21 protein-coding genes and 1 riboswitch are annotated in these 18,912 nt (G+C 68.6%); of the genes, 10 read left to right on the forward strand and 11 right to left on the reverse strand.

The window, feature by feature from the left end:
- Nucleotides 1-83 precede the first annotated feature (83 nt).
- Both ACZYY4_RS15780 and ACZYY4_RS15785 read right to left on the reverse strand, forming a co-directional pair.
- Complete coding sequence (locus tag ACZYY4_RS15780; protein ID WP_463810933.1) at nt 84-1,775, reverse strand: FAD-dependent oxidoreductase; 1,692 nt, start codon at nt 1,773-1,775, stop codon at nt 84-86.
- Nucleotides 1,776-1,796: 21 nt separating this feature from the next.
- Entirely contained in the window at nt 1,797-2,825 is a 1,029-nt protein-coding gene (locus tag ACZYY4_RS15785; protein WP_463811035.1) for an AurF N-oxygenase family protein, read from the reverse strand.
- A 198-nt stretch (nt 2,826-3,023) separates the two neighbouring features.
- On the opposite strand from ACZYY4_RS15785, the gene serC reads away from it, so the two are divergent.
- Together serC and sepH are read left to right on the forward strand one after the other, a co-directional pair.
- Complete coding sequence (gene serC / locus ACZYY4_RS15790; protein WP_463810934.1) at nt 3,024-4,142, forward strand: phosphoserine transaminase; 1,119 nt, start codon at nt 3,024-3,026, stop codon at nt 4,140-4,142.
- 261 nt (nt 4,143-4,403) lie between these two features.
- Entirely contained in the window at nt 4,404-5,180 is a 777-nt protein-coding gene (gene sepH / locus ACZYY4_RS15795) for a septation protein SepH (RefSeq protein ID WP_463810935.1), read from the forward strand.
- On the opposite strand, the gene ACZYY4_RS15800 is transcribed toward sepH, so the two are convergent.
- Both ACZYY4_RS15800 and ACZYY4_RS15805 read right to left on the reverse strand, forming a co-directional pair.
- A complete protein-coding gene (locus tag ACZYY4_RS15800) occupies nt 5,171-5,446 on the reverse strand; it encodes a DUF2537 domain-containing protein (RefSeq protein ID WP_463810936.1) in 276 nt (91 codons plus the stop codon). The genes sepH and ACZYY4_RS15800 overlap by 10 nt on opposite strands.
- Nucleotides 5,443-6,270 carry a TrmH family RNA methyltransferase gene (locus ACZYY4_RS15805; RefSeq protein WP_463810937.1) on the reverse strand — a complete coding sequence of 276 codons (828 nt, stop codon included), beginning with the start codon at nt 6,268-6,270 and terminating at the stop codon, nt 5,443-5,445. The genes ACZYY4_RS15800 and ACZYY4_RS15805 overlap by 4 nt, the downstream gene beginning before the upstream one ends.
- A 39-nt stretch (nt 6,271-6,309) precedes the next feature.
- Between ACZYY4_RS15805 and ACZYY4_RS15810 the strand changes: the two genes are divergently transcribed.
- Genes ACZYY4_RS15810 through ACZYY4_RS15820 form a run of 3 tightly spaced genes read left to right on the forward strand, consistent with a single transcriptional unit; the run spans nt 6,310 to nt 7,609 of the window.
- Nucleotides 6,310-6,579 carry a DUF2530 domain-containing protein gene (locus ACZYY4_RS15810; RefSeq protein WP_463810938.1) on the forward strand — a complete coding sequence of 90 codons (270 nt, stop codon included), beginning with the start codon at nt 6,310-6,312 and terminating at the stop codon, nt 6,577-6,579.
- Nucleotides 6,580-6,607: 28 nt separating this feature from the next.
- Nucleotides 6,608-7,063: an SRPBCC family protein gene (locus tag ACZYY4_RS15815; protein ID WP_463810939.1), complete on the forward strand. Its 456-nt coding sequence runs from the start codon at nt 6,608-6,610 to the stop codon at nt 7,061-7,063.
- Between the two features lie 60 nt (nt 7,064-7,123).
- The gene (locus ACZYY4_RS15820; protein WP_463810940.1) at nt 7,124-7,609 is read left to right on the forward strand and encodes a hypothetical protein; all 486 of its coding nucleotides are present in this window, start codon (nt 7,124-7,126) and stop codon (nt 7,607-7,609) included.
- On the opposite strand, the gene ACZYY4_RS15825 is transcribed toward ACZYY4_RS15820, so the two are convergent.
- Nucleotides 7,606-8,673 (reverse strand): DUF3027 domain-containing protein, encoded by a 1,068-nt coding sequence (locus ACZYY4_RS15825; protein ID WP_463810941.1) that lies wholly within the window; start codon nt 8,671-8,673, stop codon nt 7,606-7,608. The two genes, ACZYY4_RS15820 and ACZYY4_RS15825, sit on opposite strands and share 4 nt — an antisense overlap.
- A 104-nt stretch (nt 8,674-8,777) precedes the next feature.
- Between ACZYY4_RS15825 and ACZYY4_RS15830 the strand changes: the two genes are divergently transcribed.
- The gene (locus ACZYY4_RS15830) at nt 8,778-10,469 is read left to right on the forward strand and encodes an MFS transporter (protein WP_463810942.1); all 1,692 of its coding nucleotides are present in this window, start codon (nt 8,778-8,780) and stop codon (nt 10,467-10,469) included.
- Between the two features lie 4 nt (nt 10,470-10,473).
- Nucleotides 10,474-10,986, forward strand: coding sequence for a DUF2771 domain-containing protein (locus tag ACZYY4_RS15835; RefSeq protein ID WP_463810943.1), 513 nt, complete (start codon nt 10,474-10,476; stop codon nt 10,984-10,986).
- On the opposite strand, the gene ACZYY4_RS15840 is transcribed toward ACZYY4_RS15835, so the two are convergent.
- The 3 genes from ACZYY4_RS15840 to ACZYY4_RS15850 all read right to left on the reverse strand — a co-directional run bounded on the left by ACZYY4_RS15840 (nt 10,968) and on the right by ACZYY4_RS15850 (nt 14,431).
- Nucleotides 10,968-11,987, reverse strand: coding sequence for a glutathione S-transferase family protein (locus ACZYY4_RS15840; RefSeq protein ID WP_463810944.1), 1,020 nt, complete (start codon nt 11,985-11,987; stop codon nt 10,968-10,970). The genes ACZYY4_RS15835 and ACZYY4_RS15840 overlap by 19 nt on opposite strands.
- 3 nt (nt 11,988-11,990) lie before the next feature.
- Nucleotides 11,991-13,922: an acyl-CoA dehydrogenase family protein gene (locus tag ACZYY4_RS15845; protein ID WP_463810945.1), complete on the reverse strand. Its 1,932-nt coding sequence runs from the start codon at nt 13,920-13,922 to the stop codon at nt 11,991-11,993.
- Nucleotides 13,923-14,017: 95 nt separating this feature from the next.
- On the reverse strand, nt 14,018-14,431 hold the full coding sequence (locus ACZYY4_RS15850; protein WP_463811036.1) for a cold-shock protein: 414 nt from the start codon (nt 14,429-14,431) through the stop codon (nt 14,018-14,020).
- Nucleotides 14,432-14,646: 215 nt separating this feature from the next.
- On the opposite strand from ACZYY4_RS15850, the gene moaA reads away from it, so the two are divergent.
- The 3 genes from moaA to ACZYY4_RS15865 all read left to right on the forward strand — a co-directional run bounded on the left by moaA (nt 14,647) and on the right by ACZYY4_RS15865 (nt 17,442).
- Complete coding sequence (gene moaA / locus ACZYY4_RS15855) at nt 14,647-15,783, forward strand: GTP 3',8-cyclase MoaA (RefSeq protein ID WP_463810946.1); 1,137 nt, start codon at nt 14,647-14,649, stop codon at nt 15,781-15,783.
- 3 nt (nt 15,784-15,786) lie between these two features.
- The gene (locus ACZYY4_RS15860) at nt 15,787-16,065 is read left to right on the forward strand and encodes a MoaD/ThiS family protein (protein WP_463810947.1); all 279 of its coding nucleotides are present in this window, start codon (nt 15,787-15,789) and stop codon (nt 16,063-16,065) included.
- Between the two features lie 240 nt (nt 16,066-16,305).
- Nucleotides 16,306-16,491, forward strand: a riboswitch (cyclic di-AMP (ydaO/yuaA leader).
- A gap of 9 nt (nt 16,492-16,500) precedes the next feature.
- Nucleotides 16,501-17,442: a transglycosylase family protein gene (locus tag ACZYY4_RS15865; protein ID WP_463810948.1), complete on the forward strand. Its 942-nt coding sequence runs from the start codon at nt 16,501-16,503 to the stop codon at nt 17,440-17,442.
- A gap of 67 nt (nt 17,443-17,509) precedes the next feature.
- Here ACZYY4_RS15865 and ACZYY4_RS15870 read toward each other — a convergent pair whose 3' ends face one another.
- From ACZYY4_RS15870 to moaC, 3 genes are read right to left on the reverse strand one after another with little or no spacing between them, the layout of a single operon-like run.
- Nucleotides 17,510-17,947 (reverse strand): molybdenum cofactor biosynthesis protein MoaE, encoded by a 438-nt coding sequence (locus ACZYY4_RS15870; RefSeq protein WP_463810949.1) that lies wholly within the window; start codon nt 17,945-17,947, stop codon nt 17,510-17,512.
- A complete protein-coding gene (locus ACZYY4_RS15875; protein ID WP_463810950.1) occupies nt 17,944-18,435 on the reverse strand; it encodes a MogA/MoaB family molybdenum cofactor biosynthesis protein in 492 nt (163 codons plus the stop codon). The genes ACZYY4_RS15870 and ACZYY4_RS15875 overlap by 4 nt, the downstream gene beginning before the upstream one ends.
- The gene (moaC, locus tag ACZYY4_RS15880; RefSeq protein ID WP_463810951.1) at nt 18,432-18,905 is read right to left on the reverse strand and encodes a cyclic pyranopterin monophosphate synthase MoaC; all 474 of its coding nucleotides are present in this window, start codon (nt 18,903-18,905) and stop codon (nt 18,432-18,434) included. The genes ACZYY4_RS15875 and moaC overlap by 4 nt, the downstream gene beginning before the upstream one ends.
- Nucleotides 18,906-18,912 lie beyond the last annotated feature (7 nt).

Below are 18,912 nucleotides of genomic sequence, written 5' to 3' on the forward strand. Positions count from 1 at the left end.
ACCGCGCCAAACGGGTAGCCACTGCGCGATTTTTTTCGCGGTGCGTGCACGTTCGACGGGACGTCAGGTTCAGGTCTGTCGATTCAGCGTCGCCGCAGGGCGCTGAGCAGGTTCTGCAGCAACGGCACATCGGAGTGGTCCGCCACCTCGTCGAGCATGTCGGGCACCCGGGTGAACTTCACCCGCGGCCGGCCCTGTGCGTCGCCGCTGGCGATCTCGGCTTTGTCGATGGCTTTCCAGCCGGCGGCGTCGATCACCTCGGGCTGATGGGCGTGCACCATCCGCGCCACCGCGCGCGGCCCGCCGATCGGCTCGCTCAGCTGTCCCGCGTTGTAATCGGCGACCAAGCAGTGGATGGTCTTGAGCGAGTCGGACTTGTTGGTGCCGATGAAGCCGTTGGTGCCGCGCTTGATCCACCCGGATACGTACGCTCCCGGAACCGGCTGCCCGCTGGCCGGGTCGACGACACGACCGCCCTCGTTCGGAACGACGCCGGCGGCGTCGTCGAACGGCAGATCGGCGATCGGGGTGCCGTGGTAGCCGATCGAGCTCAGCACCAGACCGGCCTCGAGCCGGCGGACTTCATCGGTGCCGGTCACGGTTAATTCCACTGCGGCAGCACGTTTCTCACCGGTGATCCGGCCCGGGGTCAGCTCGTAGGCGAACCGGATGCGCGGCCGGGTGAGCGGCGCTGAAGCATCACCCAATTTGGCCAGGATCTCCAGCTTCTGCCGGGTGAACGTGTCCCGCACCGTGGCCAGGTCGTTGCGCACCCGAGCGTGATCTTCGGAATCCAGCACCACCTCGGCGGCCTGGGTCAGCCCAACGAGTTCCGGCAGGGTGAACGCCGACGAGATCGGGCCGCGCCGGGCGACGATCACCACTTCCTGCACGCGGGAGCCGCGCAGCGTCGCCAGTGCGTGATCGGCGATGTCGGTGCCGGCCAGCTGGTCGGGGTCGGAGGTGAGGATGCGGGCCACGTCGAGGGCGACGTTGCCGTTGCCGACGATCACCACCCGCTCGTGGCTGAGGTCGACCGGCAGATCGGTGAACTCCGGGTGCCCGTTGTACCAACCGACGATCTCGGTGGCCGTGCCCGTCCCGGGCAGTCCCATGCCGTCGATCTCCAACCGCCGGTCATGCAGCGCACCGGAGGCATAGAGCACGGCGTGGTGGTACTGCAGCAGGTCGGCGTGGCGCAGGTGTTTGCCCACCTCGACGTTGAGGAAGAAGTTGAAGCCCCGCTGCCAGGAGATCTCGTCGAACAGCTTGGTGGCCAGCTTGGTGTGCTGGTGATCCGGGGCAACACCGGCACGCACCAAACCATAAGGCGTGGGCAGCTTCTCGAAGACGTTGACCAGAACACCGGGCTGGGTCAGCAGTTCGTCGGCGGCGTACATTGCCGCCGGCCCGGAGCCGACGATGGCCACCGTCAGCGGATGCCTGCCGCGCTTGTGCACTTCGGCGGCCGGCAGGATCGGCGCCAGCTTGGACGTCGGCGGCAGCTTCACGCCCTCGGGGCGCTTGGGGTAGTACGCCTTGTTGATCTCGACGAACGGCAGCTGCCGCTGCGGCAGTTGGGTGTCGGGGTAGATGGCGTCGACCGGGCAGGCCCGGACGCAGGCGCCGCAGTCCACGCAGGCGTCCGGGTCGATGTAGAGCATCTCCGTGGTGGCGAAGTCCGGTTCGTCCGGGCTGGGGTGGATGCAGTAGACCGGGCAGGCGAAGACGCAGGATGCGTCGTTACAGCATGCCTGGCTGATGACGTGCGGCATGAGGCGGAGGGCTCGCTGGCTTTACGCGACGCGCGACAGGTGCGCGCGCTGCGGCTGGGCGCGGAAGCGCGACGGCGCCCCGCTGATCCGGCACATCCGCCACACCAGCTTGGCGAGCGGGTTCATCAGGCCGGTGTCGTGGCAGAGCATCCGCACGTCGGCGAACATGTCGGACAGCATCCGCCGGGCATCGGCCGACCCGAAGAAGACGTCCTTGCGCACCGAACGGGGGATGTCGAACTCCGCCCAGAATGCCTTCGGCGGAACGACGATCGCCGAACACAGAATCCGCATGGTGATCGGCACGAACAGCGAAAGCCAGAACCGCTTGCGGCGCGGCAGGTGCGGGATGCGCTTGTTGAGGTATTCGTGCGCGAAGGAGATGTGCCGCGCCTCCTCGGCGACGTGGATCGCCATCACCTTCTCCATGATCGGGTGCAGCGTCTTGCCCTCGCGCAGGATGTCCTTCTGAATGTGGTCGATGGGCTCTTCGCCGGCGAGGATGCCGAACCAGAACGGGATCGGCAGCGGCCCGGCGACCAGCGGAATGAAGGCCGCCACCCACTTGAGGAACCGCGGCATGCCGGGCACGTCGGCGCCGATGTGGTTCACCATCTCCTGGAACATCAGGGTGTGGTTGCACTCCTCGACCGACTCGTGCAGGCAGTACCGGTATTCCGGTGAGCCGTTGGGCACCCAGAACGCGTAGTTGAGCAGGCCGCGGATCAGGATGGACTCGAAGTGCAGGCCGACCTTGGCGACGTTGGCCTGACGCCACATGCCGATCTTGATCTGGACGTCCTCGGGCTGCGCCTGGTACCAGGCGTGCTTGCCCAGCGGGTCGGTGGCCGGCAGGATCCACCGCGGGTCATTCTCGGTGACCTTGAACTCCGGGCTGTCCCAGTCGATGTCGAGATACGGGTTGAAGTGCCGCCGCACCGAGCCTTCCGACAAGGTGTTGAGCATGTCGACGTACGCAGTGTCGTCGGACACTTCCATGTTGGCCCGCCACCGCCGCACGATGCCGGTTCGGGCCGGCTTCTGAGCCATCTTCTGAGCCATCGAGAACACCCCCACTAACGTTTTACATTTGGGCTTGTTATGTATAACGGTACCGCAGGTATCGACTACCCGTCCAGACCTCCGGGCAACCTTGTGGCCGTGACAAGTGTCAAGAGGTCGATGTGATCTACGTCACGATAAACCTGCCGTACGGACGACCGTGGGCCGCTGTCTACGCTAGAGGCCATGGCGCAGCAGCTCACGATCCCGGACAACATCAAGCCCGCCGACGGGCGGTTTGGCTGCGGGCCGTCCAAGGTCCGGCCGGAGCAGCTGAACGCGCTGGTCACCACGGCGGCGCCGCTGTTCGGCACCTCGCACCGGCAGGCGCCGGTCAAAAACCTGGTCGGCCGGGTCCGCAGCGGTTTGCGCGAGCTGTTCTCGGTACCCGAGGGCTACGAGGTGGTCCTGGGCAACGGCGGCTCGACCGCGTTCTGGGACGCCGCGGCGTTCGGGCTGGTCGACCAGCGCTCCCTGCACCTGACCTACGGCGAGTTCAGTGCGAAGTTCGCCTCGGCGGTGGCCAAGAACCCCTTCGTCGGCGACCCGATCATCATCAAGGCCGATCCCGGCAGCGCCCCCGAGCCGACATCCGATCCGTCGGTCGACGTCATCGCCTGGGCGCACAACGAGACATCGACCGGGGTGGCGGTGCCGGTGCACCGGCCCAGCGGCGCGGGTGACGCGCTGGTCGTGATCGATGCGACGTCGGGCGCCGGCGGACTGCCGGTCGACATCACCGAGACCGACGCCTACTACTTCGCGCCGCAGAAGAATTTCGCCTCCGACGGGGGGCTGTGGCTGGCGATCATGAGCCCGGCGGCGCTGGCCCGCATCGAGGCGATCGCCGCCTCGGGCCGCTGGGTGCCGGAGTTCTTGTCGCTGCCGATCGCGGTGGACAACAGCACCAAGAACCAGACCTACAACACCCCGGCGATCGCCACCCTGGCGCTGATGGCCGAGCAGGTGGACTGGCTGCTGGGCAACGGCGGGCTGGACTGGGCGGTCAAGCGCACCGCGGATTCGGCACAGCGGCTGTACTCCTGGGCCGAGGAGCGCTCCTTCACCACGCCGTTCGTCGCCGACCCGGCGCTGCGGTCACAGGTGGTGGGCACCATCGACTTCACCGACGACGTCGATGCGGCGGCGGTTGCGGCAGCTTTGCGGGCCAACGGCATCGTCGACACCGAGCCCTACCGCAAGCTGGGCCGCAACCAGCTGCGGGTGGCGATGTTCCCGGCGGTGGAACCCGACGACGTCAGCGCACTCACACAGTGCGTGGACTTCGTCGTCGAGCGCCTGTGACCATGCGGCGGTCCCAGCTTCGCCTCTCCTCCGTCGAGCCTCGCTGAACCGCCGTAACCATGCGGCGGTCCCAGCTTCGCCTCTCCTCCGTCGAGCCTCGCTGAACCGCCGTAACCATGCGGCGGTCCCAGCTTCGCCTCTCCTCCGTCGAGCCTCGCTGAACCGCCGTAATCAAGTCGTTATAACCCCAGCGTGTCACCCCGGCCCGGTTCGTTCACTGCACTAAAGTGCGCAGCTAACCGGCCTTCGCAAGGAGAAGTCATGCGGGAACTGAGAGCCATAGGCCTCGACGCCGACGGCAAACACATCATCTGTGAGAGCGTCGGCGACGACGATGACCGCACCGACATGTTCCGCGTGCGGATCGACGACCGGCTGCGCGGCGCGGTGCGCGGTGAGGGCAGCCGCGTCGGACAGACCGCGATCGAGCTGGGCACCACCATGTTGCGCCCGAAGGACATCCAGGCCCGTATCCGTGCCGGGGCGTCGGTCGAGCAGGTGGCCGCAGCGGCCGGCGTGGATGTCTCCCGGGTTGAGCGGTTCGCGCACCCGGTGCTGCTGGAGCGCTCCCGTGCCGCGGAGCTGGCGACCGCGGCCCACCCGGTGCTGGCCGATGGGCCCGCGGTGCCGACGCTGCTCGAAGTGATCAGCAGCGCGCTGATGAGCCGCGGCCTCAATCCCGATCAGAGCAGCTGGGACGCCTGGCGTACCGATGGCGGACGCTGGACGGTACAGCTGGCCTGGAAGGCGGGGCGCTCCGACAACGTCGCCCATTTCTGGTTCGTCCCGGGCGCGCACGGCGGAACGGTGACCGCCGTCGACGACTCGGCGATGGAGCTGATCGACCCCGCCTTCGACCGTCCGCTGCGGCCGGTTGCCGTGGTCGCCGAACTGGACTTCGACGAGCCCGCCGCGCCGCCTGTGGTGGAAGAGGAGCCGGTCCACCAGCGCTCTACGACCCGCTCCCGCCGCAGCAAGCCGCCGGTTCCGGGTTGGGAGGACGTGCTGCTCGGGGTGCGCTCAACCGGTCAGCGCTGAGCAACCAGCGCCAGCAGCACCAGCCACGCCCCCGCCACGCCGAGTCCGGCGCCCAGCGCGAGCCACCGCAGCACCGGCAGGCGTCGCCAGCCCCACACCGTGGGCGCCAGTCCGCCCACCGCGATCAGGTTGAGGGCGACCGTCACGGCGGGGTGCAGCCGGGTCAACCCCAGACTCAGCACTGCGATTGCGATCCCCGACACCGCCGCAACGAACGCCGCCACGGTCAAACCCGTTGCCCAGGGCGTGGTTTGGCTGGGCGTCATTCCGGCAGCCTAATGCGCTCGTAGAATGCCAGCGCGGCCGCCGTCGCGACGTTGAGCGAATCGGTGCCCCGCGACATCGGGATGCGGACCCGCATGTCGCTGGCCCGCATCGCCCTCTCCGACAGCCCCGGCCCTTCCGCGCCGACCAGCACCGCCACCGGCTCATCGCGCACCTTCGCCATGGCCGTCGACAAAGGATCGGCCCCTGGGTCCGGCGTCATGGCCAGTAGCCGGAACCCACGCTCGCGCAGCATCGCCAGGTCCGCCGGCCAGTCCACCGAACGGGCGAACGGGACCAGCAGGGCGTGCCCCATCGAGACCCGCACCGCGCGCCGGTACAGCGGGTCGGCGCAGCCACTACCGAACACCACCGCGTCGACTCCCAAGCCGGCGCCGTTGCGGAAGATCGAGCCCAGGTTCTCGTGGTCGTTGACGCCCTCGAGCACCGCGATGGTCCGGGCACCGGCGACCAGATCGGCCACCGTCGGTTCCGGCACCCGCGACGCGGCGGCCAGCACCCCGCGGTTGAGGTGAAAGCCGACCACCTCGGCCATCACCTCGGCCGACACCCGGTAGTAGGGCACGTCGGGTACGCCGGCCAGATCGTCGACGAGTTCGGTCAGTCGGCGGTCGGTGCCCAGCAGCGCCCGGGGCGTGAAACGCGAGGCCAGCATCCGCTGCACCACCAGCACCCCTTCGGCGATCACCAGCCCTTTGCCGGTGGGCAGATCCGGGCGGCGGTCGATGCTGTTCAGGTCGCGGAAATCGTCCAGCCGGGAATCGCGCGGGTCCGCAACATCGACGACCTCGATGACCCTGGCCACTGGCCGAACACTACCGGCGACGCGCTAACGTCAACGGCGATGACCCCCCAGTCGCCGTCTGAGCCCTCCCCCGAGCCGCCATCGCTGCCGGACGCCCTGCTGCGGGCGTGGCCGGTGATCGGCGCGGGGGCCGCCGGCTTCTGCTGCGCGACCATCGCGGCGTTCGCGGTACCGGCGTTGGAGTCGTGGCGGCCGGTGAGCGTGGCCGGCCTCGGGGTCGGGGTGCTGGGCACCACGATATTTCTGGTGCAGCGCACAGCGGCACGGCGCGGTGCGCGCGGCGCCCAAACCGGACTGGAACACGAATAGAGTTACGGCCGATTCAAGGAGGAACGAGATGGCAGCCCCGCTGTTGCAGACCCAGATCGACGTCAAAGCGCCGGTCACCGAGGTCTGGAACCTGATCTCCGACTTCCGGCGGATGCCGGAGTGGAGCCCGCAGTGCCGGTGGATGAAACCACTGGGTGCGGTGCGCCCGGGTACTCGCACCGTCAACGTCAACCGGCGCGGCCGGATGTTCTGGCCCACCAGCTCCGTCATCACCGAGTACGTCCCGGATCGCAAGCTGGCCTTCCGGGTCACTGAGAACCACAGCGTGTGGAGCTATGAACTGGAGCCGACCGCCGAGGGCACTCGGATCACCGAGAGCCGACGCGCCGACGAGGGAATCACCGGGGTCTCGACGTTTGTGACGAAGCTCTTCATGGGCGGAGTGGAGAGCTTCGACAACGAGTTGCTCGCGGGCATGAACGCCTCATTGGCGAGGATCAAGGCAGCCGCCGAAAACCGCTGAAGCGTCCCGCAAGTGGGGTAACGTCCATCGTCATCGGCGAAACTGGAGGGAGCCCCGGGCATGGTGGAAACCGCGACATCCAGCCCCCGAATGCTGAGTGGTATCGCAGCAATCGCAGTACTGCTGGCCGCCGGCCTGGCCCCGGTGGCGGCGACACCCGACATCAGCACCCGCGCCGTCGCCGTGGTGTCCGCCGAGGTGGCGCTGACGGCCGACACGATCTTCGACGGCCTGGCCGACCCCACGGTTTTCGACACCCCCGGTGTGGCAGAGGCTTTCGATATCAGCGGCCTGCTCAACGCCGAATTCGCTGCCGCCCAAGGATTGTTCAACAGCCTGTTCAGTCTGCCCGGCACGCTGTTCAATGACATCCAAGGCGTGATCACCAGCCTCGCCGACCTCAACTTCGGGTTGGCCTTCAGTGAGTTGTTCGCCATCCCGCAAGACATCATCAACTACGTACTCGGCTTACCCGGACTAGTGGTCAACACTGTTTACGAGATGGCCGTGGTGATTCCGGGCGAGTTCCTGTTCAACTTCGGTTAGGGAGTGTCCGACTCCCCCGGTTCGGCGGGGGCTTCGACAGATGTATCGGCGGAAGCTTCAACGGCGACGACGTCGGTTTCGGTTTCGATTTCGGGTTCGGCCGGTTCCGGCGCCGGTTCCGCCTCGACGGGAGCTTCGGCGACTACCTCGGCCGGTTCGGCCGGTGCTTCAGCCGGCTCGGCTACCGCTTCAGCCGATTCGGCCGCTTCAGCCGGTGCTTCAGCCGGCTCGACAGCCGCTTCGGCCGGTGCTTCAGCCGGCTCGACAGCGACGATCTCAGCGTCGGCATCGCTCTCCAGGATCTCCAGCACACCGTCGTCGTAGGGTTCGTAGGCCGGCGAACCGGTGCCCGCCGGTGCCGGCGTGTCACTGTGGGCGCCGCAGCCGTACCCGATGTCGACGACCTGGCCGTCCGCGGACAGCTCATTGCCGCAGACCCCGAACATCGTGCCCAACTCACCGGACAGCGGCAGGTAGAAGCCGCAGTCTCGGCAGACCCGCTTGGTGGACCGCGCCATCGCCGAATCCGGACCGTGATCGCCGTCATGCCACCGCTGCGCCGCCTCGGCGCGGCCCAGCGGGCTCATCAGCCAGCGCCGGCCCAGGCCGATCTCGCCGGCCACCTCGTCGAGTTGCGGATCGCCGGTCGAGGTGTAGCCCGGGACCAGTCGCGGATCGTCGGCGGTTGGCGCCAGCAGATCTCCCGGGCCCAGGTCACCGGGCCGGACCCGCTGATCCCACGGCACCCATTCCGGTGCCAACAAAGCGGTGGGTCCGGGAACCAGGACGACCTCGCTGACCGTGGAGTGCGCTCCGCCCGGGACGGCGGCGACGACGACGGCCCACTGCCAGCCCTGATAGCCGGGCAGCAGCGCACCGAACCGGTGGGTGGCGGCGGTCGCCTCCTCGTAGTCGACGCCCAGGTGCTCGCCGACGGTATCGGCGCCGCTGAACTCGGCGACGGCCGCGCGGGCCTGATCGACGGCCGCGGCCAACACCGTGGGCACGGCGATGGTCGCAGTGGTTGATTCTGCGCTGGGTCGCATCACGCGGGTCCCTTCCATTCAATGACGTCCCTCATACTGCCGCAGCGCGGCCCACTCAGCCACATCGCAGCCACGATCGCGGCCTGCGCGGCCGGGCGGCGATCGTAGGGAAGAATTGACCCGTGTCTGCACGGCGGCGTGACCTCCCCGACCCTGGCCGGCGTCGCCGTCCGCCTGCGGCCACCGGCCCCGGGCCCCGAAACGGCTCGGCCGGAGAACATCCCGGCATGGCCAACTACCCCAGCGACAGCGAAGGTGACCAGCGGCAGCGCAAGCCGATGCCCAGCGCCAATCGCTACCTGCCACCGCTGCGCGAACACACCGACGCACCCCGCCGGCCAAGCCCGCCCGGCGACCCGGGAACCGACGACCGCTTCACGGTCACCCGGGCCGCCGCGGCCCGCAGCCGCGAAATGGGCTCACGGATGTATGGGCTGGTGCAGCGGGCCGCCACCGCCGACGGCGCAGACAAATCCGGGCTGACCGCGTTGACCTGGCCGGTGGTGGCCAACTTCGCGGTGGACGCGGCGATGGCCGTGGCGTTGGCCAACACCTTGTTCTTCGCCGCGGCCAGCGGGGAGAGCAAGGGCCGGGTCGCGCTGTACCTGTTGGTCACGATCGCGCCGTTCGCGGTGGTCGCGCCGCTGATCGGTCCCGCGTTGGACCGCATCCAGCACGGCCGGCGCGCCGCGCTCGCTTTGTCGTTCGTGCTGCGCACCGTGCTGGCCCTGGTGCTGATCTCCAACTACGACGGCGCCGCGGGCACCTTCGGATCCTGGGTGCTCTATCCGTGTGCGCTGGCCATGATGGTGCTGTCGAAGTCCTTCACGGTGCTGCGCAGCGCGGTGACGCCGCGGGTGATGCCGCCGTCCATCGATCTGGTGCGGGTCAATTCTCGATTGACGATGTTCGGTCTGCTGGGCGGGACGATTGTCGGCGGTGGCGTTGCCGCGGGCGCCGAGTACGTCTTCATCCGGCTACTCGAACTGCCCGGCGCGCTGTTCGTGGTCGTCGCGGTCTCGGTGGCCGGGGCCGGCCTGGCGATGCGCATTCCGCGATGGGTGGAGGTGACCACCGGAGAAGTGCCGACCACGCTGAGTTACCGCTCCAACGAGCGCCGCAGCTGGCCCGAGCAGGTAAGGCGGGCCGGCGGGGCGTTGAGCCAACCGCTGCGCCAGCCGTTGGGCCGCAATATCATCGCCGCGCTGTGGGGCAACTGCACCATCAAGGCGATGGTCGGCTTCCTGTTCTTGTACCCGGCGTTCGTGGCCAAACAGCACGACGCCAACGGCTGGGTGCAGCTGGGCATCCTCGGGCTGATCGGCGTGGCCGCCGGGGTGGGAAACTTCGCCGGCAACTTCGCCAGCGCCCGACTGCAACTGGGCAGGCCCGCGGTGCTGGTGGTGCGCTGCACCATGGCGGTGACCGCCGTCGCGCTGGCGGCGGCGGTGGCCGGAACCCTGGTGATGGCGGCCATCGCCGCCCTGGTCACCTCCGGTTCCAGCGCGATAGCGAAGGCATCGCTGGACGCCGCGTTGCAGGACGACCTGCCCGAGGAGTCGCGGGCCTCGGCGTTCGGCCGCACCGAATCCACCTTGCAGCTGGCCTGGGTGCTCGGCGGTGCGCTGGGCGTGCTGGTATACACCGACCTGTGGGTGGGCTTCACCGCGATCACCGCGCTGCTGATCCCGGGGCTGGCCCAGACCATCCTGTCGTTCCACGGCGACTCGTTGATCCCCGGCCTGGGGGGCAACCGTCCGGTGCTGATCGAGCAGGACGGTGCCCGCCTCGATCCGATGAGACAGAGGGGATGAACAGGTGAAACGGTCGACGGCCGTGCTGTTGACGGTGCTGGTGGTGGCGGCGTCGGCGCTCGCCGGGTTCGGTACCTGGTGGTTCAGCCGCGACGGCGAGCCGTCGCCGCCGCAGGTCAGCGCGTACTCCAACGGGCACCTCACCCATGCCGGGCCCTACATGTACTGCGAGGTGCTCGACCTCAACGCGTGTGTGCTGGCCGAAGAGCAGGGCAAGCTGGCGGTAGACGAGCGCAACCCGGTGCAACTATCGGTGGACGCCGTCATCGGCCGGGCGCCGTGGCGGCTGTTGCGGCTCTACGACGACCCTGTCGACACCACCGGCAAGCTGTATCAGCCGGGCAGCACCCTGGCGGTCACCGTCCCCACCGTTGACCCGCAACGTGGCCCGCTGCGCGGTCTGGTGGTGCAGTTGCTCACCCTGGTCATCGATCAGAGCACCGGTGAGAAGTTCGCGGTACCGCACGCCGAGTGGGCGGTGGGCCTGCAGTGGAGCCGTCACCGGTCTGCCGGTTGAGCTCCGTGCCCGGCCGTCACCCGTTCGCCTGACCGCACCGGCCCCGGCGGGGTTCCGTCCCCGAATGGCCTGCCGCCCAGCGCTTCTCGACCGTGCGGTAAGAGCCAATTCGACAGGTCCGGCCCGTCGGGAACGATCCGGGACGGATTGATGTCGGCGTGCACGACGTAGTAGTGCTGTTTGATCTGGACGAAGTCGACCGTGTCACCGAACCCCGGCGTTGCGAACAGATCCCGGGCGTAGGCCCACAGCACCGGCAGCTCGGACAGCTTCTGCCGGTTGCACTTGAAATGCCCGTGGTAGACCGCATCAAAGCGCGCCAGGGTGGTGAACAGTCGCACGTCGGCCTCGGTGATGGTGTCACCCACCAGATAACGCTGCTGCCCCAGACGTTCATTGACCCAGTCCAGCGCGGTGAACAATCGGTCGTAGGCGGCGCTGTAGGCGTCCTGACTGCCGGCGAAACCGCATCGGTAGACGCCGTTGTTGATCTCGGTATAGATCCGTCGGGCCACCTCGTCGATCTCGGCGCGTAGCGGTTCGGGATACAGCTGCGGGGCGCCGTCGCGGTGGTGGGCCGTCCACTGTGTGGAGAAATCCAGGGTCATCTGGGCGAAGTCGTTGGTGACCACCTCTCCGGTGGGCACATCGACGATCGCCGGCACGGTGATGCCCTTGGGGTAGTCCGGGAAGCGCTTGAAATACGCGTCTGCCAGCCGCGGGATCTTCAAAACCGGGTCGATGCCGCCCGGGTCCAGGTCGAAAGTCCAGCTGCGCTGATCGTGCGTGGGACCGCAAAACCCTATGGAGATAACATCTTCCAGCCCGAGCAGCCGTCGCACGATGATGGCGCGATTGGCCCATGGGCAGGCCCGCGCGACGACCAGTCGGTACCGACCGGACTCGACCGGATACCCGTCGCGGCCATCGGCGGTGATTCGGGTGGTGATGTAGTCGGTGTCTCGATTGAATTCACCGCCGGTGGCCACGTAAGCGTTCATGACTCAAGCATGCGATACGAACCGCCGGGCCAGATCCGTTTCCGTGGAGGCACCCGGTTCCCAGTGTGCGATCCACGGACCGGTGCCCTCGGATTGGTCGAGGATGCCGCCCTCCAGCCAGGTGTAGCGGTCCCCCAACACGTCGCGGGCCAGTTTCGCGTCAGTGTCGTCGGTGTTGGCCCACAACGCCTCGAACAGCGCCTCGACCCGCAGCCTGGCCTGCGCGCAGAATGCACCGGCGAGTTCACCGGCCGCCCCGCCTTCGACCGGATCCGCCTCCCGCTGCGATTCGGCCCGCACACACGCGGCCGACATCGCGAACAGTTCCGCGCCGATATCGACCACGCGGCCCAGGAATCCCTGCTTGCGTTCCATGCCGGCCTGCCAGCGCGCCATCCCGTAGAACGTCTGGCGCGCCAGCTTGCGCGAGCTGCGTTCGACGAACCGCAGATGCGTTGCCAGCGGGCCGAATTCACGATACGACGTGGGACGCTGGCCTTCGCCGAACACCAACTGCGGCAGCCATTTCGCATAGAATCCGCTGGCACCGGCGGCCGCTTCGGCCTTCTGACGCAGGCCGGCTTTGGGGTCGGCGAGGGCGCCCGCGGCACTGAGATGGGCATCGACGGCCTCACGCGCGATGAGCAACCGCATGATCTCCGAGGATCCTTCGAAGATGCGGTTGATCCGCAGATCCCGGACCAGCTGCTCCACCGGCACCGCGCGTTCCCCGCGCGCGGCAAGGGATTCGGCGGTCTCATAACCGCGACCGCCGCGGATCTGCAAAAGCTCGTCGGCGATCACGCACGCCATCTCGCTGGACCACAACTTGGCCAGCGCCGCCTCGATCCGGATGTCGTTGCGGCCCTCGTCGGCCATCTGTCCCGACAGCTCCAGCACCGCTTCCAGCGCGTAACCGGTTGCGGCGATGAACGCGATCTTCTTGGACACCGCCTCGTGCTCTCCGACGGGCCTGCCCCACTGCACCCGTTCTCGCGACCACTCCCGGGCGATCTTCAGCGACCATTTCGCCGCCCCGGCCGCCATCGCCGGGATGGCCAGTCGGCCGGCATTGAGGGTGGTCAGCGCGATCTTCAGCCCGTCCCCTTCCCGCCCGATGAGGTTTTCGGCGGGCACCCGGACCCGATGCAACCGGGTCAGCCCGTTCTCGATCCCGCGCAGGCCCATAAACGCGTTGCGGCGTTCCACGGTGATCCCGGGAGAGCCGGCTTCCACCACAAACGCGCTGATCCCGCCGCGATGCCCGTCGCCTTTGGGCACCCGAGCCATCACCACCAACAGGTCGGCGACCACGCCGTTGGTGGTCCACAACTTCACCCCGTCCAGTTCGTAGGCGGCACCATCCTCGATAGGGGTCGCGGTTGAGGCCAGCCGAGCCGGATCCGAGCCGACGTCCGGTTCGGTCAGCAGAAACGCCGAGACCGCCCCGGCGGCGCACCGCGGCAGGAACGTGCGCTTCTGCTGTTCGGTGCCAGCCAGTTTCAGCGGTTCGGGCACACCGATCGACTGGTGGGCGCTCAGCAGTGCGCCCAGACTGGCATGCACGCTGGACACCATCACCAAGCCGCGGTTGTAGGCGACCTGAGACAACCCCAGCCCGCCGTAGTCCGCCGGGATCTTCAGCCCGAAACAGCCCAGCTCGGCAAGGCCTTTCACGCACTCGTCCGGAATCCGGGCATCACGTTCGATCGTCGCACCGTCGACGCCGGCGAGGAATTGCCGCAGCTCGCCCAGGAACGCCTCGGTGCGGGCGGCTTCGTCAGCGGACGGCCGGGGAAACGGGTGGATCAGCTCCATCGGGAAACGGCCGAGAAACAGCCCCTTGGCGAACGACGGCTTATCCCACCCGCTTTCGCGAGATTCCTCGGCGACCGCCCTGGCTTGCTCCTCGGTCACCTGCACCTGTTGTGTCATCGGGGCACCTCCTGGCCTGACAGCGCTCATTGAGCATGCTGTCGTCCAGTGTTCCCCGATCAGGCCGACCGGTAACCTTGCCGGGCTCAGCCCGTCTACGCGTCGAGTTCGCGGGCCACAGCCTTGACCACCTCGGAGATCTGCCGAGCGGTCTTGCGGTCGGGGTATTTGCCCTTGCGCAGTTCCGGCTGCACCGTGCCTTCCAGCAAGGTGATCATGTCCTCGACCATGCCGTGCAGCTCGTCGGGGCTGTGCTTGTGCTCGGTCGGAGGTGCTGCCTCACGACGGGTGCGCGACAGGCTCGGCGGCGGGTCGATCAGCGTGACTGTCAGCGCCTGCGGTCCACGGCGTCCGGCTGCCACGCCGAACTCCACCCGTTGGCCCGCCTTGAGACCTTCCACACCGTCCGGCAGGGCCGAGGCGCGGACGTAGACGTCCTCGCCCTCTTCCTGGGACAGGAAGCCGAAGCCCTTCGCGACGTCGTACCACTTCACCTTGCCGGTCGGCACTGGTCTCACCTGCTTGTCTTGCTTGATCACGTAGTGGACGGACATAAAGGAAGCGCCCCGCCTTCGCAGGACGCGTCGCCAGCTGATCTTACTCGGACGGCGGCCCGCGGAGCACGCCGGATTCCTCGGTAAGCTGGTGGAGCCGCTGGAGGAGATACGCGCCGGATCCCGAATGCGATCCGGTCGCTTTCCGGCCGACCGAATCGGATACGCACATGACGTTGAGGCAACGGGGTCCGCAGACCCCAGCACCGCAGGTGGACGCTGCCGGCGCGGATGACAAGAAGGCCGCCCGGCAGGCCTTCCATGACTCGGTGGAGCGAGCCATCGCCGAACAGATGCCGACCACCGGACCACTGGTCGACACGTTCGGCCGAGTGCACACCGACCTGCGGATATCCCTGACCGACCGGTGCAACCTGCGCTGCACCTACTGCATGCCGGCCGAAGGCCTGGACTGGATTCCCAGCCAGCACCTCCTGCAGGACGATGAGCTGATCCGGCTGTTGGGCATCGGCGTCACCCGGCTGGGCATCACCGACATCCGGTTCACCGGTGGCGAGCCGCTGCTGGCCCGCCACCTCGAAGATGTGGTGGCCGCTGCGGCGAACCTACGGCCGCGGCCCGAGATCGCACTCACCACCAACGGCCTGGGACTGGCGCGGCGAGCCGGTGCTCTGGTGGCCGCCGGGCTCGACCGGATCAACGTATCTCTGGACACCGTCGACCGCGCCCACTTCGCCGAGATCACCCGGCGGGACCGGCTGCCCGACGTGCTCGACGGCCTCGACGCCGCCGCGCGCGCCGGCATGGCGCCGATCAAAGTCAACGCGGTGCTCGCGCCCAAGGTCACCGGCGAGGACATCGTCAACCTGCTGCGCTTCTGCCTGCAACACGGCTACCACCTGCGGGTCATCGAGATGATGCCGCTGGACGCCGACCACAACTGGAGCCGCGACGCCGGGCTCGGCGTCGACCAACTGCTGGAACTGGTGCAGGCACAGTTCACGTTGCGCGTCGATCCGAAACCGCGCGGCTCCGCACCGGCCGAGGTGTGGCTGGTCGAGGAGGGGCCGGACAGTCCGGCCGGCACGTTCGGCATCATCGCGTCGGTGTCGCGGCCGTTCTGCGGCGACTGTGACCGAACTCGGCTGACCGCCGACGGCCAGATCCGCAACTGCCTGTTCGCCGCCGAGGAGTCCGATCTGCGGGCCCTGCTGCGGGACGGCTCCGACGACGACGCCATCGAGCAGGCGTGGCGGGCTGCGATGTGGACCAAGAAGGCCGGCCACGGCATCAATGATCCGGACTTCATCCAGCCGGACCGCCCGATGAGCGCGATAGGAGGCTGACTCATGGCCCAGCAGGTGAGCGACACCACCGGAGTTGCGGTGACCGTCCGCTACTTCGCCGCGGCTCGCGCGGCGGCGGGAGCCGACTCGGAGACCGTCACCGTGCCCACCGGGGCCGGCGTGACCGAACTCACCGAGGCGCTCGCCGGTCGCAATGAGCGGCTGGCGACCGTGTTGAACCGATGCTCCTACCTGCGGGACGGGGTCGCGGTGCGCGATCACGCGGCGGCGCTTCAGCCCGGCGAGACCATCGACGTGCTGCCCCCGTTCGCCGGCGGATAGCATGATCTACGTCACATAACGAATTGATTACGGACTGACAACGGCTTGGTAGCGCCCTCTTTGACCTGCACAGATGCAGCCACTACCTGGTGTTTTTAGAAGAACCGGCAGTGAAAACACCCCGGAGCGCTAAGCGTGACGAGCCCGGTAAGACCGGTTACGGTACATCTCCGGGTGCATCGAAAATTTTCCGGTCGATCCACCTTTCCCCTCTCGTAGCGCCGAGCTCCATCCAACGGGGCGGGGAATCCGACGAATACCTGATGGATGGAGGCGGGGGACCCACCGGGTCCGCCGCGAGCGGACCTGGGGCCACAACCGGTTCCTTGGGGTGAAGCCATACGACGCACCACGGTGCGCCACGGCCGGGCAATCTCATCAGCCCGCACCCGACGCTGACCTCGCAGGCGTAGACAGAGAGGAATTCACCACCGTATGAGTGGACGGCATCGCAAGCCCACCCAGTCGAACGTCAACATCGCCAAGATCGCCTTCACCGGTGCCGTGATCGGTGGCGGCAGCCTTACCCTCGCCGGGCACGCGGCCGCAGCCACCGATGACGAATGGGACCACGTAGCCCGGTGCGAGTCCGGCAACAACTGGGGCATCAACACCGGCAACGGCTACCAGGGCGGCCTGCAGTTCTCGCCCAGCACCTGGAGCGGCCACGGCGGCAGCAAGTACGCCCCCTCGGCGCACCTGGCCAGCCGCGAGCAGCAGATCGCCATCGCCGAGCACGTGCTGGCGACCCAGGGACGCGGCGCCTGGCCGACCTGCGGCCGCGGCCTGTCCGGCGCGTCGCAGCGTGAGGTCCCGGCGGCCCCCGCCGACGCCCCCATCGACAACCCGGACGTCAACGGCCAGACCGTGGCCATGGACAACCCGATGGCCCCGCCGCCGGCCCCCGAGCCGGCACCGTGGTGGGCCCCGCCGGCCCCCGAGGCACCGGCACCAGCCGAGGACGCCGCCCCGGCGGCTCCGGCAGGCTGGCTGCCGCCCGCTCCGGAGGCTCCGGCTCCTGAGGCCCCGGCACCCGAGGCTCCCCCGATCGCCGAGGACCTGCCGCCGGCCCCTGAGGCTCCGGCCCCCGAGGCCCCGGCCCCGGAGGCACCCGCGCCCGAGGCACCGGCCCCGGCCGCCGAGGACGTCCCGCCGCCGGCCCCCGAGGCACCCTGGTGGATGCCCCCGGCTCCCGAGGCTCCTGCTCCCGAGGCGCCCGCGCCCGGCGACGAGGTAGCCCCGGCACCCGAGGGTGAGAAGGCGCAGGCCGTCTCGGTCGGCTTCCACCAGCAGCTGTGGCAAGCCATCCGGTCGGAGAACGTCAGCGGCAACGACGCGCTTGCCGCGTTCGCGCAGCAGCCCAGCCGGGTCGCATAGCTACGCAGAAGCAACGAAGAAGCGGGGGCCGGATATCCGGCCCCCGCTTTTTCGTATCTCGCCGCTGTCAGGCCGAGCCGACCCACTCCTCGGTGTCGTCGGCGAAGAACTGGTGCTTCCACACCGGCAGCCGTGCCTTGATGGTGTCGACCAGTAGCGCGCAGGCCGCGAACGCCTCCCCGCGGTGATCAGCCGCCACGGCGGCCACCAGCGCGGCATCACCGATGTGCAGGGCACCGATCCGGTGGCTGGCCGCCAGCGCGCGAATCCCGGGGGCCTGTTCGGCGATCTCGGCCAGCACGTCGGCCATCACCTGCTGCGCCGTGGGGTGCGCGGAATACTCCAGCCGGGTCACCGATCGCCCATGGTCGTGATCGCGGATCATGCCGACGAAGCCGACGATCGCCCCGGCGGCCCGGTGGCCCACCAGGTCCTCGTGTTCGCTCAGCACGATGGGCTGCTCGGTGACCGCCGCCCGCAGCACCAACGCACCGGTGCCCGTCATCGGTCGTGATCCCCGCCGGCCAGCTGATCCAGGGCATGCTCCAGCACCTCGGCGAGTACACCGAGCCCGTCGCGCACCCCACCGGACGAGCCCGGCAGGTTGACGATCAGGGTCCGCCCGGCCACTCCGCACACGCCACGGGACAGCACCGAGGTCGGCACCTTCGGCAGCCCCGAGCGGCGGATGGCATCGGCCAGTCCCGGTATCTCGTAGTCCAGCACGGCGACCGTCTGCGCCGGGGTGTCGTCGGTCGGCGAGATCCCGGTCCCCCCAGAGGTGATGACCAGGTCGACGGGCGCGGCCACCGCGGCCCGCAGCGCCGCGCCGACGGCCTCCCCGTCGGGAACAACCTCCGGTTGTGCCGGTGCGAAGCCGCGCTGCGCCAACCAGTCGGCGATGATCGGCCCGGTGCGGTCGGTGTACACCCCGGCCGAGGCGCGAGTGGAGGCGATGATGACGTGGGCGGTCCGGGCGCTCGGGACACTCATTGGCGCTCCCATGCCCCGGTACGTCCGCCGTCTTTGCTCAGCACCCGGATGTCGTCGATGACGGCAGCGCGGTCGACGGCCTTGATCATGTCGTAGAGGGTCAGAGCAGCGACGCTGACCGCGGTCAGCGCCTCCATCTCCACCCCGGTGCGATCGGTGGTGCGCACCGAGGCGGTGATGTCGATCTGCGCTTCGCCGATCGCAAAGTCGACGTCGACACCGGTGAGCGCCAGCTGGTGGCAGAGCGGGACCAGATCGCAGGTGCGCTTGGCGGCCATGATGCCCGCCACCCGCGCGGTGGCCAGCGCGTCACCCTTGGGCAGCCCGCCGGCCGAGATCAGCTGCACCACCTGCGCGGTGGTGCGCAGCACCCCGGCGGCGACGGCGGTGCGTTTGGTGGCTCCCTTGGCGCTGACGTCGACCATGTGGGCCGCGCCGCGTTCGTCGAGGTGTGAGAGCGGCCCGGTCATGGCGGTC

It is taken from the genome of Mycobacterium sp. IDUB_21, assembly GCF_055419425.1.

Excerpts from the sequence above, each read along its gene's own strand:
- ACZYY4_RS15780 (WP_463810933.1), bottom strand. The coding sequence starts at position 1,775 with ATGCCGCACGTCATCAGCCAGGCATGCTGTAACGACGCATCCTGCGTC.
- ACZYY4_RS15785 (WP_463811035.1), bottom strand. The coding sequence starts at position 2,825 with ATGGCTCAGAAGCCGGCCCGAACCGGCATCGTGCGGCGGTGGCGGGCC.
- serC (WP_463810934.1), top strand. The coding sequence starts at position 3,024 with ATGGCGCAGCAGCTCACGATCCCGGACAACATCAAGCCCGCCGACGGG.
- sepH (WP_463810935.1), top strand. The coding sequence starts at position 4,404 with ATGCGGGAACTGAGAGCCATAGGCCTCGACGCCGACGGCAAACACATC.
- ACZYY4_RS15800 (WP_463810936.1), bottom strand. The coding sequence starts at position 5,446 with ATGACGCCCAGCCAAACCACGCCCTGGGCAACGGGTTTGACCGTGGCG.
- ACZYY4_RS15810 (WP_463810938.1), top strand. The coding sequence starts at position 6,310 with ATGACCCCCCAGTCGCCGTCTGAGCCCTCCCCCGAGCCGCCATCGCTG.
- ACZYY4_RS15815 (WP_463810939.1), top strand. The coding sequence starts at position 6,608 with ATGGCAGCCCCGCTGTTGCAGACCCAGATCGACGTCAAAGCGCCGGTC.
- ACZYY4_RS15820 (WP_463810940.1), top strand. The coding sequence starts at position 7,124 with ATGGTGGAAACCGCGACATCCAGCCCCCGAATGCTGAGTGGTATCGCA.
- ACZYY4_RS15825 (WP_463810941.1), bottom strand. The coding sequence starts at position 8,673 with ATGGAAGGGACCCGCGTGATGCGACCCAGCGCAGAATCAACCACTGCG.
- ACZYY4_RS15840 (WP_463810944.1), bottom strand. The coding sequence starts at position 11,987 with ATGAACGCTTACGTGGCCACCGGCGGTGAATTCAATCGAGACACCGAC.
- ACZYY4_RS15845 (WP_463810945.1), bottom strand. The coding sequence starts at position 13,922 with ATGACACAACAGGTGCAGGTGACCGAGGAGCAAGCCAGGGCGGTCGCC.
- moaA (WP_463810946.1), top strand. The coding sequence starts at position 14,647 with ATGACGTTGAGGCAACGGGGTCCGCAGACCCCAGCACCGCAGGTGGAC.
- ACZYY4_RS15860 (WP_463810947.1), top strand. The coding sequence starts at position 15,787 with ATGGCCCAGCAGGTGAGCGACACCACCGGAGTTGCGGTGACCGTCCGC.
- ACZYY4_RS15865 (WP_463810948.1), top strand. The coding sequence starts at position 16,501 with ATGAGTGGACGGCATCGCAAGCCCACCCAGTCGAACGTCAACATCGCC.
- ACZYY4_RS15870 (WP_463810949.1), bottom strand. The coding sequence starts at position 17,947 with ATGACGGGCACCGGTGCGTTGGTGCTGCGGGCGGCGGTCACCGAGCAG.
- ACZYY4_RS15875 (WP_463810950.1), bottom strand. The coding sequence starts at position 18,435 with ATGAGTGTCCCGAGCGCCCGGACCGCCCACGTCATCATCGCCTCCACT.
- moaC (WP_463810951.1), bottom strand. The coding sequence starts at position 18,905 with ATGACCGGGCCGCTCTCACACCTCGACGAACGCGGCGCGGCCCACATG.